This window comes from Ensifer sp. GW823-FHT05D09, assembly GCF_058795755.1.
Map to the genome: position 1 here is coordinate 174,356 of NZ_JBXAIA010000009.1, position 14,309 is coordinate 188,664.

At 60.8% G+C, this 14,309-nt stretch carries 11 protein-coding genes and 1 tRNA gene; 4 read left to right on the plus strand and 8 right to left on the minus strand.

Going from position 1 to position 14,309, the window contains the following annotated elements; all coding sequences use genetic code 11:
- Positions 1–48 precede the first annotated feature (48 nt).
- The gene (locus AC1Q80_RS23560; RefSeq protein ID WP_077498528.1) at positions 49–387 is read left to right on the plus strand and encodes an integration host factor subunit alpha; all 339 of its coding nucleotides are present in this window, start codon (positions 49–51) and stop codon (positions 385–387) included.
- Positions 388–526: 139 nt separating this feature from the next.
- A complete protein-coding gene (locus AC1Q80_RS23565; protein WP_492362020.1) occupies positions 527–1,063 on the plus strand; it encodes a MerR family transcriptional regulator in 537 nt (178 codons plus the stop codon).
- A gap of 297 nt (positions 1,064–1,360) precedes the next feature.
- Here AC1Q80_RS23565 and AC1Q80_RS23570 read toward each other — a convergent pair whose 3' ends face one another.
- Complete coding sequence (locus AC1Q80_RS23570) at positions 1,361–1,594, minus strand: hypothetical protein (RefSeq protein ID WP_492362021.1); 234 nt, start codon at positions 1,592–1,594, stop codon at positions 1,361–1,363.
- Between the two features lie 330 nt (positions 1,595–1,924).
- Between AC1Q80_RS23570 and AC1Q80_RS23575 the strand changes: the two genes are divergently transcribed.
- Positions 1,925–2,001 (plus strand) — tRNA-Pro (locus AC1Q80_RS23575).
- Between the two features lie 322 nt (positions 2,002–2,323).
- On the opposite strand, the gene AC1Q80_RS23580 is transcribed toward AC1Q80_RS23575, so the two are convergent.
- The 6 genes from AC1Q80_RS23580 to AC1Q80_RS23605 form a co-directional block, all read right to left on the minus strand.
- On the minus strand, positions 2,324–4,342 hold the full coding sequence (locus tag AC1Q80_RS23580) for an acyltransferase family protein (protein ID WP_492362022.1): 2,019 nt from the start codon (positions 4,340–4,342) through the stop codon (positions 2,324–2,326).
- Between the two features lie 379 nt (positions 4,343–4,721).
- Positions 4,722–5,912, minus strand: coding sequence for a glycosyltransferase family 4 protein (locus tag AC1Q80_RS23585; protein ID WP_492362023.1), 1,191 nt, complete (start codon positions 5,910–5,912; stop codon positions 4,722–4,724).
- Positions 5,909–7,153, minus strand: a complete 1,245-nt coding sequence (locus AC1Q80_RS23590) for an O-antigen ligase family protein (RefSeq protein ID WP_492362024.1) — start codon at positions 7,151–7,153, stop codon at positions 5,909–5,911. The genes AC1Q80_RS23585 and AC1Q80_RS23590 overlap by 4 nt, the downstream gene beginning before the upstream one ends.
- Positions 7,150–8,712: an undecaprenyl-phosphate glucose phosphotransferase gene (locus AC1Q80_RS23595; RefSeq protein ID WP_173419644.1), complete on the minus strand. Its 1,563-nt coding sequence runs from the start codon at positions 8,710–8,712 to the stop codon at positions 7,150–7,152. The genes AC1Q80_RS23590 and AC1Q80_RS23595 overlap by 4 nt, the downstream gene beginning before the upstream one ends.
- A gap of 58 nt (positions 8,713–8,770) precedes the next feature.
- The gene (locus AC1Q80_RS23600) at positions 8,771–9,943 is read right to left on the minus strand and encodes a glycosyltransferase family 4 protein (RefSeq protein ID WP_492362025.1); all 1,173 of its coding nucleotides are present in this window, start codon (positions 9,941–9,943) and stop codon (positions 8,771–8,773) included.
- A 5-nt stretch (positions 9,944–9,948) separates the two neighbouring features.
- Positions 9,949–10,524, minus strand: coding sequence for a polysaccharide biosynthesis/export family protein (locus AC1Q80_RS23605; RefSeq protein ID WP_173419646.1), 576 nt, complete (start codon positions 10,522–10,524; stop codon positions 9,949–9,951).
- A gap of 206 nt (positions 10,525–10,730) precedes the next feature.
- Between AC1Q80_RS23605 and AC1Q80_RS23610 the strand changes: the two genes are divergently transcribed.
- Positions 10,731–12,920, plus strand: coding sequence for a GumC family protein (locus AC1Q80_RS23610; RefSeq protein ID WP_492362026.1), 2,190 nt, complete (start codon positions 10,731–10,733; stop codon positions 12,918–12,920).
- A gap of 55 nt (positions 12,921–12,975) precedes the next feature.
- On the opposite strand, the gene AC1Q80_RS23615 is transcribed toward AC1Q80_RS23610, so the two are convergent.
- Positions 12,976–14,223 carry a GNAT family N-acetyltransferase gene (locus tag AC1Q80_RS23615; protein ID WP_492362092.1) on the minus strand — a complete coding sequence of 416 codons (1,248 nt, stop codon included), beginning with the start codon at positions 14,221–14,223 and terminating at the stop codon, positions 12,976–12,978.
- Positions 14,224–14,309 lie beyond the last annotated feature (86 nt).

The window sequence follows — 14,309 nt, forward strand, 5'->3', positions numbered from 1 at the left end:
CAATAGTCTTCGTTCGCTGATCGGCGTGCCAGACATCGGTGGGGGAAGATGAGCGGAAAAACAGTAACACGAGCAGACTTGGCTGAGTCGGTTTTTCGCAAGGTGGGTCTGTCGCGCACAGAGTCTGCCGAGCTGGTGGAAACCGTCATTGACGAAATATGCAACGCAATCGTGCGTGGCGAGAGCGTGAAACTGTCCTCCTTCGCGACGTTTCAGGTTCGTGACAAGAACGAGCGCATCGGCCGCAACCCGAAGACTGGCGAGGAAGTACCGATTTCGCCGCGGCGGGTCATGACCTTCAAGGCGTCCAATGTCCTGAAGCAGCGCGTGCTGAAATCGCATCTGAGCCGCAAGGCCAAGCAGAAGCCGGCCTCTCCCGTATCGTAAGCGGAGGACGGCAACCACAATGTGGTTGAAAACCCATCCATAAGCCGTTGAAATGGAGCCGATTCGTGCGATCATCGCACGCATCGGTTCATTGCGACGCAGGCCTGCCCCGAGTCGCATGGCATGGAATGGGAACGAAATGGAAAAAAGCCCCGACGCTTTTCGCACCATCAGCGAGGTCGCCGACGATCTCGATCTGCCGCAGCACGTCCTGCGTTTCTGGGAAACACGGTTCCAGCAGATCAAGCCGATGAAGCGTGGCGGCGGCCGGCGCTACTATCGCCCCGAGGATGTCGATCTGCTGAAGGGCATCCGTCATCTGCTTTATGATCACGGCTACACGATCAAGGGCGTGCAGAAGCTCTTGAAAACCAACGGCAACAAGTTCGTGGCGGCAATCGCCAGCGGCGATCTGGCGACCGTCGAGGCTCTGGCCGCCTCGAGCAATGAGGAACCGCAACCGCCGAAGGCCGGCCTGTCCGAAGAGGATCAGATCGTCGGCCGCGCCAAGGCGCCCGCCAGCCGCCGCTTTTTCTCCTTCGGCGGCGGCAGTGACGACGTTCCGGAAATATCTCTCGGCAAATCGTCCTCCGTCGGCAAGGAAGACCGGGCGCTGCTTCAAGAGGCGCTCTACGATCTCCTGGAATGCAAGCGACTGCTCGACCAGGCTAGATAGCCGCATCCCTTGGCAAAGTCCGGCGGTGAGCCGTCCTCAGGGCCGTCAATCGTGACGACAGCGGCCCGCGGCCATCGTCGGCGGGCGGCGTGGCGGCCGCCATCGGGTGCGCGCCGGCATTGAAAGCGCACTGAATCCTGTCTTAGGCCGATCGTTTCTTCGGGATGACGAATGTGGCGGATCCGTCGGGCGGGCGAGACGGGAGCGATCGGGCCGTTGAGTTGGGGCACCGGCACACTCCTGCGCCGGCATGCTGCCGTCACGGAACGTCAGATGCCGTCAGCCATCTTCGGCAACTCAAGCAGCGTTCAGATCCGCAATCTCGCCGAATTGGACGAGCAGGCGCGGGCTGCTCATGTCACCGCTTTCTTCGTCAACCTGGACGGCGTAGGCGGCGACGCCGATGTGCCGCGGCGCCATGGCCGCCGCGACCTTCTCCGCGCCGGCTGCCGTGGTGGCTGCGCGCATCTCGCCTGGCGCCAAGCCACCGCGAACGCGTTTAAAAGGCATGATGATAAATTTCTCTGACATCGCGCAAACTCCAATTTGTTCTACAAATGTTCTTGTTGTGGCAAGAAGTCAACGACTTTGTTTTCGGTGGCTGAGGACGCGGTTCCGCTACTTGGGGGGCGGCGTGCAAACGCAAGGCGGGAAGGGCGTTCTTGCTCGCGTCTCCCGAGCCGAACGCATGATGTCCCTGAGTGCGGATTCGATGATCGAGATCTCGGCACATCCGGCCCGATCGTTTGAGCCGCCTCACGCGATATCCGGCTTATCCACGCCGTTTTGTTCCTTTTTCGTGCCGAGTTCGAAATTCCCGCTTGCGCTCTAAGCGTTGGTTATATAGGGATTTCCTCGGTCCGGAGCGTAGCGCAGCCCGGTAGCGCACTTGACTGGGGGTCAAGGGGTCGTGGGTTCGAATCCCGCCGCTCCGACCATTTTTCCCTTTGAGCGCAATGACTTAGATTTCTAAGACGTTGCACCCCCAAGCGTAACCGGAACAAATCACTTTCGCGAACGCAACGCGACGCAAGGTGCTCAAGAACCAATCAACCTGTCGCTCTTCCGCTTGGTTTCTTACCTCGCCGAAGCTGTTTGAGGGATTTGTCGTTTTCTCTCGCAAGGGATCACCCTCCAAGGGCGTGCAGGTTGGAACTGCCTTTCGATCATGACCAGGGCACGTCTGGGTGGGTGGCGCAGGGCGCCTTGAAACATCGGCGGCAACGGCCGACGTAGGCGCAAGGAGTCTCTCGGCTTCAATCAAGAGGAGTGTTCGGCTCCGGGTCGCGCAGGCTCGGACGGCGCGAAGACCTTGACGGCACCCAGCAGGGCGTCGATGACAAGGTCGGCGCCGTCGATCGTCAGATGATCGCTGTTCCAGTAGAGGAAGTGTGGGGCCTTGTAAGCCTGGCAGACGGTTCCATCACAGAACAACGGGCGCGGGTCGAACCGTATCACCTCCGGGTGATCGGCCAGGATGGCGGACAGCGAACTGTCGAAGACCTGCATGCGCTGCCGGAACTCCGCTTCGGGAATGGCGCACTGGTCGATCGATTTGGCGTTCAGGCTGCCCCGCAACGATGCCATGACGGGGTTGTCGAATGCCACGCAGTCGCGCGGCCTGAAAATCATGTCGGGGATGTCGCCAAGGACGATCACGCGTTTTCCCTGCGCGATCAAACCTTTGAGCAGTTTGTTGCCGGACGCCTCAAATCTCGCGCGCTGCGCTGCCGTGAGATCACCGGCCACTCTCTGGCCTTCGACATTCTCGTACTTCATGCCGGCGGCGAGGACGCTGTAGTAACCGGCAAGAACGACTGTCTTGATCGAACTGTTGGTCTCCAGAAATGCCAAGGTCTGCGCGGCGACTTTCTCACAACTTGCGTTGCCGGACAGCGGGAGGCAGTCGGGCGTGCTCGTGTTGAGAACGCTGAGATCGGGCAGTTTGCTGGCCAGGCTCTGATAGTATTGGTGCGCGTGGGAATCGCCGATGATTGCGATGTCTGCGGCGCGTTCTTTCGAGAGCAGACAACTCCACGCTCCAGCCAATTCCGGATAGATCGTGGAACATGCCTCATTCGTCATGGGATGCGGATAACGGGCGAAGAGCACGTCCGCTGACGCTGGGGACAGCTCGATGCGGCTCGGTATTCCGTTCAGCGCGTGCACGCTGGTACCCGCGACGAATAATGCGACCATGCCTGCCGATAGCGCCGGCAACCAAATCCGTTTGTTTCCGCCATAGCGGATCGGTTTCTCGATGAACTTGTATGTCGCCCAAGCCAGAGCAATGGCCGCGACGACGGCAAGCAGTCGCGCCTCCCAGGCAATATCCCGATACGTACCGTCGGCCTTGCCGATACGCAGGAAGGCGAGGATCGGCCAATGCCAGAGATACAACGGATAGCTGATCAGTCCGAACCAGACAGCGATGCGGTTCGAAAGGATCGTTCGGTTGATGATGGCGGTGGGCCCGGCTGCAATCAACAACGCCGCGCCGACCACGGGAAGAAGTGCCCAGGCGCCAGGGAAGGCATAGTATTTTTTTACGACGAGCAGTCCAACGACGATCAGCACGAGACCAGCGATCGAAAAGGCGTCGCGCTGCTTGTCGCCCGGCAAGATCCCTTTGGTGAAGCAATAGGCCAGGATGCCACCGGCCATCAGCTCCCAGAAGCGGGTCGGTGGCGCATAGAAGGCAAGCGTCGGGTTGGTAAATGTGAAGTAGACGCCGGATGCGAAAGAAAGGAGCGCCACCCCAATGGATAGCCTGAGAAACGAGAGCCGCATGCGCCAGGCGAGCCAAAGAAAGACGGGCCATACGATGTAGAACTGCTCTTCGATGCCAAGCGACCATAGATGCAGCAACGGCTTCAATGTCGACGAAATATTAAAATAGCCGACTTCCTGCCACAGCAGCAGGTTGACGACAAATGCCGCGCTTCCTGCAACGTGTTTGCCGATCTGGGCATACTCGTCGGAAAAGAGCGACAACCATCCAACGCCCAGGCAGGCTGTCAGCACTGCGATCAGCGCCGGAAAAATGCGCAAGGCCCGGCGGCCATAGAAGCGCGCAATCGAGAAATTGCCGGCCTGAAGCTCGCGTAGCAGAATTCCCGTAATCAGGAACCCTGAGATGACGAAGAAGATGTCGACGCCGATAAAGCCGCCTTTCAGCTTACCCGTCGGAAAGGCGTGATAGAGAACGACTGACAGAACGGCGACTGCGCGCAGGCCGTCGATATCCCGCCTGTATGACGCGTCATGCAGGGCCGACATTGTTTAGCGATACGTTGGTGAGCTGGGCATACGCATCCGAATACCGTCTGAGCGTAAGCCGATCAAGAGGGGCAGGGCATTCTCCTCCGTTTCAGGCGCCGTCACCGCAATTGGATGCGCAGGATCAGTGCTGCAGAAATTTGCCACATCGGCCCGCAGGTGAGACGTGAGTCGGGCGCGCACTCGGTGATTGATAGAATTGCTGGTTTGCGTCTAGGACGCGGCGTTGCTCTTGACGAATGTGCAAACGGAGAATTGCTGACCGATTAGAAATTCATGCCGGCCGGCCAGTTCGTGATCAAGTAGCGTCTCCAGACAGGTGGAGACAGGCGCATGGGATCGTCTCTTCAAGAGCGGGTGCCCTTCCTAGTGGCACCTGTCAGGCCATTGCGCTGACGCGCCGGCGCTCCGCCAGCTTCCAATAGAGCATCTCGGTTCGATCGAGCATGGTATCGAGCGTGAAGCGTGATTTCAGCCTGTCGGCTGCCGATGCAAGCCTGGCGAAGGTGTCGGGCGCGGCTGCAGCGACCATGGTCTTGGCAAGTTCGGAGACATCGTCGCTGTTCTGCACGATGAAGCCGTTGCCGCCATCCTCGATCACGGTCCGCGCGCCCCCGATGTCCGTGGCGATGATGGGCTTGCCGGCCGCGGCACCTTCCAGCATCACATAAGACATCGCCTCGTAGCGGCTGGGCATGACCAGCACGTCGAAAGCCGGTGCCGCTTGCGGACCGGTGAACGCCGATGTCAGGTGCATGCGGTTCTGCAGGCCGCTCTCAGCCATGGCTTGCCGAAGACGGCCCTCCATTTCGCCGGCGCCGACCATGACGAGGTGGCTGTTCTTCACCGATCCGGCGACGTGCCGGAAGGCGGCAAGGAGCCGCTCGGGGGCCTTTTGTGCGGTCAGGCGACCGATGAACCCGAAGACAAATGCATCCGGCGCAATGCCGAAGCTTGCACGGATGGTCGCTGCCATATCGGGTGAGGGCGGAGCGACGCCGTTGACGATCACCGACATCCGCTCATCCGGCATATGCAGCGACTGGGCGTGGCAAAGCTCGTCGTCGGAAACGCAGATGAGGTGATCGGTATAGAACCAGGCGAGACCCCATTCGATCGCACCATAGATCAGCCTGCCGCCGCGCCCGAGCGTCGGGTCCAGAGTGCGGAAGGCATGCGGCGTGTAGATACGTGGGACGTGGCGACCGGGCAAGCGCAGGCGCGTCAGCGCCCCGGCCTTGGAGCTGTGGCCGTGAACGATGTCGAACGGACCATGATGGCGCATGATCCGGCGCAGCGCCAGAAAGGCTGGGACGTCTGAGGGGCCTGGGGCACGCTTCATCTCGACGGCGTGGACTGCGGGCAGGCCGACGGCCTTGAGCTCGCGGACGAAACTTTCCTCGGCCCGCACCGGTGAATAGACCGCCTCGACATGATGGCCGCGCAGATGCATGCCGCGACAAAGATCGATGAAATGCCGGCCGGAACCGCCACCGCTCGGCTCGAGCACTTCGAGCACGCGCAAGGGCGCGGGAGAGGGGCGATTTGACAAGGGATATTCCATGTTCATGGCTGCCATCCGGTGCGCGCCTTCAGGCGGTGTCGATACTCGAGCGCGGCACAGCCCCAGACGATGCCGACAAGCATGTAGAAGTGGCGCCAGTGGTCGGTGTCGATGACGTTGCCGACGCCGACATGGCCGATCAGCACCACCCAGGCGATCATGAGGTAGGTTTGCCAGGGCCGGTCGAGCAACAGGAAGCGAAAGCCAAGCGACAGCGTCCAGATGATCAGCGCCACATAGCTCACGAATCCGAGCCAGCCATAGGACGTCAGCGACTTCAGCCAGACATTATGTTCGTCCTCGGGGAAGATCGTGCTGAAGACCATCGGGCCGATGCCGAACGGCTTCTCCATCGACATCAGGAAACCGATTCGGTGACGGTCGAAGCGGCCGAGATGGCCGCCGTCATAGTCCTGCACCAGTTGCGAACGGCTGGAAAAGAGGGTCGCCACCTGCTCCGATTGCAGGGCCGCCAGCAATGCGCCCACGACGAAAAGTCCGCCCACCAGCGCAATGACCAGGATGCGCAGGCGAAATAGACCGTTGCGCTCCTTCAGCAACATCACGAAAATGAAGGCGACGACGCAGAATAGGTTCAGCGCCCAGGCGGCGCGCGAGAACGACAGGAACACGCCCAGCGCCAGGATAAGCAGGGCTGCGATCTTCGGCGGTGCCCTTTGCACGGGCTGGGTCAACAATCCGTGGATCAGGTAAAGCGACGGGACAGCCAGAAACGGACCGAAGACGTTCGGATCCTGAAATGCGCCTTTCGCACGATCATAGAGCGTGAAATTCTCCGCCCCGGGAATTGCGCCGAAATACCCGAAGATGCCGAGCAGGGCAGTCAGGACGGCGGCGGCGACCCAGGCGTTGAAAATGAGCGCGAGCCGTTGATGGCGGTCCTCGATGATCGCTGCGAAGAAGACGGACGACAGCGCCAGAAAGCCTGAGACCGCCATGTACATCGGCCCCTTGGTCAGGTCGACCATCGTCATTAGCGACAGGATTCCGCCGATCATGAACAGGGTGAGCAGTGTCAGCAATGGTGCCACAAAACGCGAGATCTTCAGGCCGAAGAGCGCCCAAAGGCCGATGAGCACCACGAGGAACAGCTCATAGGGCGCCGGTTCGGCGATTACGAAACCCGACAGGAACACAGCAAGCGCAACCAGCCACGAACCGAACAGGGAAAGTGCTGCAAGTTGCGGCCGGAAGACGACCGGCTGTGATGTGTCGACGGTGCTCAATAGGCATTTTCCGTGTTGAGCAGCCGGAACGGCGTCAGGAACAGGATCCTCAGGTCGAAGAGCAGCGACCAGTTCTCGATGTAGTGAAGATCGAAGGCGGTGCGCAGGCGGATCTTGTCGTCGTTGTCGATCTCGCCGCGCCAGCCGTTGATCTGTGCCCAGCCGGTAACCCCGGGCTTGACGCGGTGGCGAGCAAAATAGCCTTCGACGACATCGGAATAGGTACGGTTCTGCGTCTGTGCCAGCACGGCGTGCGGACGCGGGCCGACGAGCGAAAGCTCGCCCTTGAGCACGTTGAAGATCTGCGGCAGTTCGTCGATCGACGACTTGCGGATGAAGCGCCCGACCGCGGTGACACGGGGGTCGCCTTTCGTCACGGCGTTGCGGGCGGTCGGATCGCTCAAATGCGTGTACATCGAGCGGAACTTGTAAACCTCGATGGTCTCGTTGTTGAAGCCGTGGCGCTTCTGCTTGAAGATGATGGGGCCGGGCGAGGTGGTTTTGACCGCAATCGCAGCGCCCAGCATGACCGGCCACAACAATACCAGGGCGACGACGCTGAAGAAGATGTCGAAGCCACGTTTGGCAACGGAATCCCAATCGGCGATCGGTTTGTCGAAGATATCGAGCATCGGCACTTCGCCGACATGGGAATAGCTGCGCGGGCGGAAGCGAAGGTTGTTGGCATGCGCCGCCAGGCGGATATCGACCGGCAGGATCCAGAGCTTTTTCAACAGCTGCAGGATGCGTTTTTCAGCGGTCAGCGGCAGCGAGATGATCAACATGTCGATGCGCGCCAGGCGCGCGAACTCGACCAGTTCGTCGACGGTTCCAAGCTTTGGATAGCCGGCGATGACATTCGGAGACCGGCGTTCGTCGCGGTCGTCGAAGATGCCGCAGATCCTGATGTCGTTGTCGGTCTGGTGTTCGAGGGTGCGGATCAGGTCCTTGGCCGGCTGGCCGCCACCGACGACGACGGCACGACGCTCCATCGTGCCGTTGCGGGCCCAGTGTCGAATGGAATAGGCGATGAAGGCCCGTTCCGCGACGAGGAAGACCGCACCGGCGACGAACCAGCCGCCAAACCACACACGCGAATACTGGTGACCGGACTTGAGGAAGAAGAGGGCGACGGCAATGCCACCAAACGCGATTGCCCAGGACGCGAGGATGCGTGGCGTGAACCGCAGCCAGGCGCGAAGGGCGGGGACTTGGTAGGTGTCGGCGAGCTGCATGGCGGCAACGGCGAGCGCGGAACCGCCAACGAGGATCGCAAGATACAGCGGCAACTGATCGAAGCCCGGCTGCACATAAAGCGCATTGATGGCGTAACCGATGGCGAAAAGCGCACAGAACTCGAACAGCCGCATCAGCCCCATGATCATCGCCGGCGAATAGGTGTCGGCGCTGAACTGTTCGGCAATCTGCCGGGCCAGGGGGTTGAGCTCCGTAGATGTCTCGCCGCCGGCCATTTCGTCCGGCGCACGGGTGCGGATTTCCGATATTTTCTTGCGAAGCGCTTCCGGGTCGAAGGCTTCCGACCGCTTAAACTCGTTCATGGCTTCCTTCCGGCACTGAAGTCCTCAGCCGGGATAGCAGAAAGCCACTAAGAAACGCTTACGTTGCAGCCTTCGAAGGGGCCTGGGCCGATTGGTTTCGGCACAAATCCCCATAGAGCCGCAGCGCCTCGGCCGTCATGACCGAGGCGGCGAACCGGGACTTGAATGTCTTTGGAGCAGGCATGACGCGGGCTGACCAGTCCTTCTCGACGACTGCCGAAGCCATGATCGTGGCAAGTGACTGCGCATCTGCCGGGCTCGCCAGGGCGGCGCTGCGTTCGCCGAGGATTTCCGGTATGCCGCCGACCCGACTGGCGATCACCGGCTTTTGCGCCGCCAATGCTTCGAGGACAATGTAGGGCATCGATTCCGCCCGGGACGGAATGACGATGTTCCGCGCCAGCGCAAAGGCTTCACGGGCGTTCATGGCAGGGCGCATGGCGATCCGCTTCCCCAGTCCCTGCTCAAGCGTCAAGTCGCGATACTTCTGCTGCTGTGGGCCATCGCCGACCATCAGGGCAGAAAGCGGGCGGCCGACGATCCGTTCGGTGCGGGCGAAGGCGTCAACAAACAGATCGGGACCCTTGAGGTCCCGCATCATGCCGATATAGAGGAAATCGACCGCGTCCGGGCACGCCTCTATGGCCTCGAATTCGCGATCGTCGATGCCATTGTAGATCAGTTCGTAGCGCGCGCGTGGTTTTCCGACCTTGGTAAGATAGGTCTGGCGTTCGAAATCGCAGACGAAGACCAGGGCGTCGGTGAGGCGTTCCTGAAGTCGTTCCAGCGGGAAAACCATTCTCCCGGCGAATGATTTAGGGTTGTAGTGGAGACTGCCGCCGTGAGGCGAATAGAGGCGGGCTACGCGATACCTGTTCACCCGCAAGGCTGAACCGATGAGGCGGGCGATGGCGCCACCCTTGGCACCGTGCCCATGCAGCACATCCGGTTGCAAACTTCTGATTTCCTTGTAGCAGCGCCAGAGCGCGGCAAAGTCCATTGGGCCGATCGAACGATGGATCGGCATGCGCACGAGACCCAATGCCAGATAGGGCCGGATTTCGTCGAAAAGTGAATCCTCGTAGGCTCCACCGGTCGTGCTGTCGCAGAGGATGCCGACCTGGTGCCCGGCTGCCGCATGCGCCTCTGCCAGATCACGCACATGGCGGAATATTCCGCCAACAGGCGATCTGAAGCAGTGAATGATGCGCAAGGGGTGCTGCGGCTGCATCGAGATCAGAACAGCCGTTCGCGAATGTAAATCGTATCGCCGGCCAGCACGGCATCGGTGATGGGCACGCGGCCGGTGATGATGCGGCCGTTGATCTTGCGCGTGACGTCGGCGCTCGCCTGGTTGGCGCGCGGCGAGAAACCGCCGGCAACCGCGATCGCGTTCTGCACCGTCATTCCCGGCACATAGGCATACTGCCCAGCCTGGCCGACTTCGCCCATGATAAAGACCGAACGATAGCGATCGACCTCGATGGTGACATCGGGGTCGCGCAGATAGCCTTGCTTCAACTTCGCTGCGATCATGCCTTCGAGTTCGGGCAGTGTGTGGCCACGGGAGGCGACTGTGCCGATCAGCGGGAAGGCAACGTAGCCCGCCTGATCGACCGTATAGGTACCGCTGAGGCCCGCCTGCTCAAAGACGTTGATGCGTAGCCGGTCGCCGCTGTCCAGCCGGTAGGGCTGGATCGTTGCCTCGCTGAACGCCTTGGGTGCCGGCTGGTAGCTTGTGCAGCCGCCGAGCAACATCGACAGTGCTGCCACCGCAATAGCGAGACCCGTCTTCATACCTGCGGTTGACATGCTGCTCTTGGGCTCCGGAAACGACCACCTCTTTCGTCGTTATCGATCTGTTAGGGTTAATAGCTGGTAAACTCGCGGTAGAATTTTCAGCGGGACTGGCCCGCTCGAAGGAGGGGGCAATCGCCCAAAGGTTGAGCGACTATTAACCCTTGCGTTACCATGTTCATTTACCCTCCAGCGAAATTATAAGGTTCGGAGCCATAAGCATGTCGGGAAACGGCAGCGGACAACAAGATGTGGATATCGATCTCGGCGGGCTGTTCCGCGCCGTGTGGGATCGACGCGTCAAGGTATTGCTCGCCACGGGGTGTGTTGCAGCCCTCGCTTTCGGCGCCGCAAAGATGATTGCGCCGGACTTTCAAAGCGAGACACGCGTCCTCATCGAATCACGGGAACCGGAATTCAGCGGCTCGAACCAGAATGCGCAGACCGGGTCAGACCGCGTCTTCGACGAATCCGGCATCTTGAGCCAGGTTCAGGTGCTGCGCTCGGCCGACCTGATCAAGCAGGTTGCGCGAAACATGAAGCTGTACGAGCTGAAGGAGTTTGATCCTTCGGCCGATCCTTCGGCGGTTTCCGATCTGATGGTCATGCTTGGCTTGAGGAAGAACCCGTTGGAAATGCCGCCGGAAGAGCGGGTGCTGAAAGAGTTCACGTCGAAGCTGCAGGTCTATCAGGTGGAGAAATCGCGTGTGATCGCGATCGCCTTTACGTCGAAGGATCGACAGCTGGCGGCCGCGATCCCGAACGAGATGGCCAAGGTCTTCCTGTCGGTGCAAAGCGGTGCAAAGCTTGACACCAATTCCGAGGCGAGCCGCTGGCTGGAGCCGGAAATCGCTAATCTGCGCGAGAAGGTGAGGGACGCCGAAGCCAAGGTCGCGGCCTATCGTTCGTCTTCCGATCTGCTGCCGACCGGCGAGACCACGAATTTTGCCACCCGGCAACTCACCGATATATCGACCGAGCTGACCCGTGTGCGCGGTGAGCGGGCCAATGCCGAGGCGCGCGCCGAGGGCGTGCGGGCGGCACTGGCGAGTGGCCGCGACGCGGACACCATTGCCGATGTCGTCAGTTCACCGATGATCCAGCGCCTCAAGGAGACGGAGGCGAACCTGCAGGGGCAGGTGGCCGACCTTTCGACGACGCTGCTGGACGGCCATCCACGACTGAAGGCACTGAAATCGCAGGTCGAGGGCATCAGGGCGCAAATCCGCTCGGAAACGCGTAAAATCCTCAGCAGCCTTGAAAATGAAGCCCAGGTCGGCGCGTTGCGCGAGCAGCAATTGACCCAGCAGTTGAACGCGCTCAAGGCAAAATCGGCTCAGGCCGGCGAGGAAGAGGTGGGCCTGCGCGCGCTTGAGCGCGAAGCAACTGCCCAGCGGCAGCTGCTTGAGACTTATCTGGCACGTTACCGCGAAGCGACATCGCGCACGGTCGAGAATGCAACGCCCGCCGATGCCCGCGTCATTTCGAGTGCGGTGGTTCCCACGGGCGCCAGCTTCCCCAAAGTGATGCCCATCACCATCGTTGCGGCCCTTGCGACCTTTCTTTTGAGCTGCATCATCATCATGCTTGGGGAGCTTTTCAGCGGCCGCGCGTTGCGGCCGGTGTCGGCCGGCACCGAGCGGCGGCCAGCCCCCTCGAGACCGGCAATCGCCGTTGTCGCTGCGGCGGATGCCGGCGACGACAAGCCGGTGATATCGTCTGAGTTGAACGATGCCATCGATCTGCCGCCTCTTGCGCCGCTTGTTGCAGCCGAAGCGGAGGATGTCGTGAAGGCGCCAGACGGCGAGACGGCCGAACCGGACTTCTCGATCGAAGCGGTTGCCGATCACCTGCGGGAAAACGAAGTTCGGATCGCAATCTCGGTTTCACCGGGCGGCGACGAAGGATCGACGGCGACGGTCATGCTGGCGCGCCTGATCGCCGAAGAAGATCGAAAGGTCGTGCTGATCGACCTGACGGGTTCCGCCTGTCCAACCCGCCTGATGGCACGCTCGGCGCAACTCCCCGGTATCACCAATCTGCTCGCGGGCGAGGTGCCATTCACCGAAACCATCCATGCCGACCGATTCTCCGATGCGCATATCATTCCGCAAGGGGATGCCGATCCGCGAACGGCGATGCGCGGCATCGAGCGGCTGCAGATGATCATCGATGCGTTGACCAATGCTTATGATCTGGTTTTGGTCGAATGCGGACCGGCCGACGAGGGAGCCGTCGACAAGATTGCCCGTCGTGGCGATGCTGAGATCATCCTGTCGGCACCGTCGGTCAGCGATGAAAGGATCGTCGAAGTCCTGACCGGTTTCGGCGAGGCAGGCTATCGCGACATCGTGCTGATGACCGGGCGCGGTGAAACGGGCCCGGACTATACCGATCGCGATGCGGCATGAGCAGGCACGGCGCCGTTTTCAAATTGCGAATTGAGCGTCGCGCGGTCGGTGCCGCCTAAGCGCTATCGGCGTCGGTAGTCCGTCGGTCGGTGTGTATTTTGCGGCTGCGCGCGCGCTGGAGGAAGGCATAGACGGCCTTGTTCGCCTTGATCGTCGCCTTTGCCCGCACCACGGCCCGGTGATAGCAGGCAGCCAGGCGACCGCGCAGCGTCAGCGGCAAGACGACATCCCTGAGCGGCGTTTCAATGGTGCACCACGAGCGCTTATAGGGCTGGTCGCCGACCCCGAAGTCGAAGAGTGTCACATCCTTTCCGCAGAGCCTCTCGATCATTCTATAGAACAGAAGCTCACCAGGACTGGCATCGCCCGCCAGTTCCTCGTCGATCGAGCCGAATTGGCATATGACATGGTCGGCCTTTCGCGAAAGACCGGCGACAGCGACGATGCGCCCACCATGTTCACCCCTGAGGCGGATGGCATTGAGTTCGAGCAACTCGTCGTCGGCGACGCTACGGCGGCCGGCGATCGCATGAAAGAATGCGCGTGTCCGATAATCATGGAAAACGTCGGGAAGACCAAGGGCTGCAAACCGGACCGCCTTCTGACGGAAGAAGACGTCGAGCAACTCCTCTGCGTCCTGCGGGTTCTCGGCAACCACGTAGTCATAGCCCCCGAGCGCGTCCAGCCGCCGTTCTGAAATCCGCATTTTCTTGCGCCGGCGCTTTGCATTCACCTGGGCGAGCGTTTTTTCAAAACTCGAAAGCAGCGGCAATTGAAACGAGGCGTTCTGGTGCTTCACGCCGGGCAGGCGTGTCAGCGGGCTTGCGGTTCCGCGCCAGTCGTGTGGTGTCTTTTCGAGCGTCACGAGGTCGACCTTGTGGCGCAGGTGGTGATGGAGTGCACGCGTCAACAGATCGGCAAACTCGGCCGAGGAAATGGGCAGTGTGTCCGTCGCAAAAAGCCCGGTGTTGAGATTGCTGTGCGGTGCACCGATCAGCCGAGCCGTGTTGAACAGGCGACCAGACACGATCTCCAGCGGCAAGATGAAGAGCAATTCGCCATCGAAGGTGCCGCGAATGATCAGCAGTTCACGGTCATGGACTTGCGCCCAGGCGACGCACCAGTCGTAACTCTGATGTAGAGAATTGAGTGCATGGGCATCGAGTGAGCGCCATTCCTGCTCCAGCGATGCAACCGTATCGTGGACGGAAATCTCGAACCGGCTCACGGCGGCGTCGGACCTTGACGCAGCTTTTGCACCTCGCTGGCCCGATCGGCCTATGGTGAGTTCAGTGTTCAACATCGGCAAAGCCGTCCGGATGCGGGTTTCTGCTGCCATTGAACTGACACTCCGCTACGATCCGCTTAATACCTCAAATATCGCCGGTG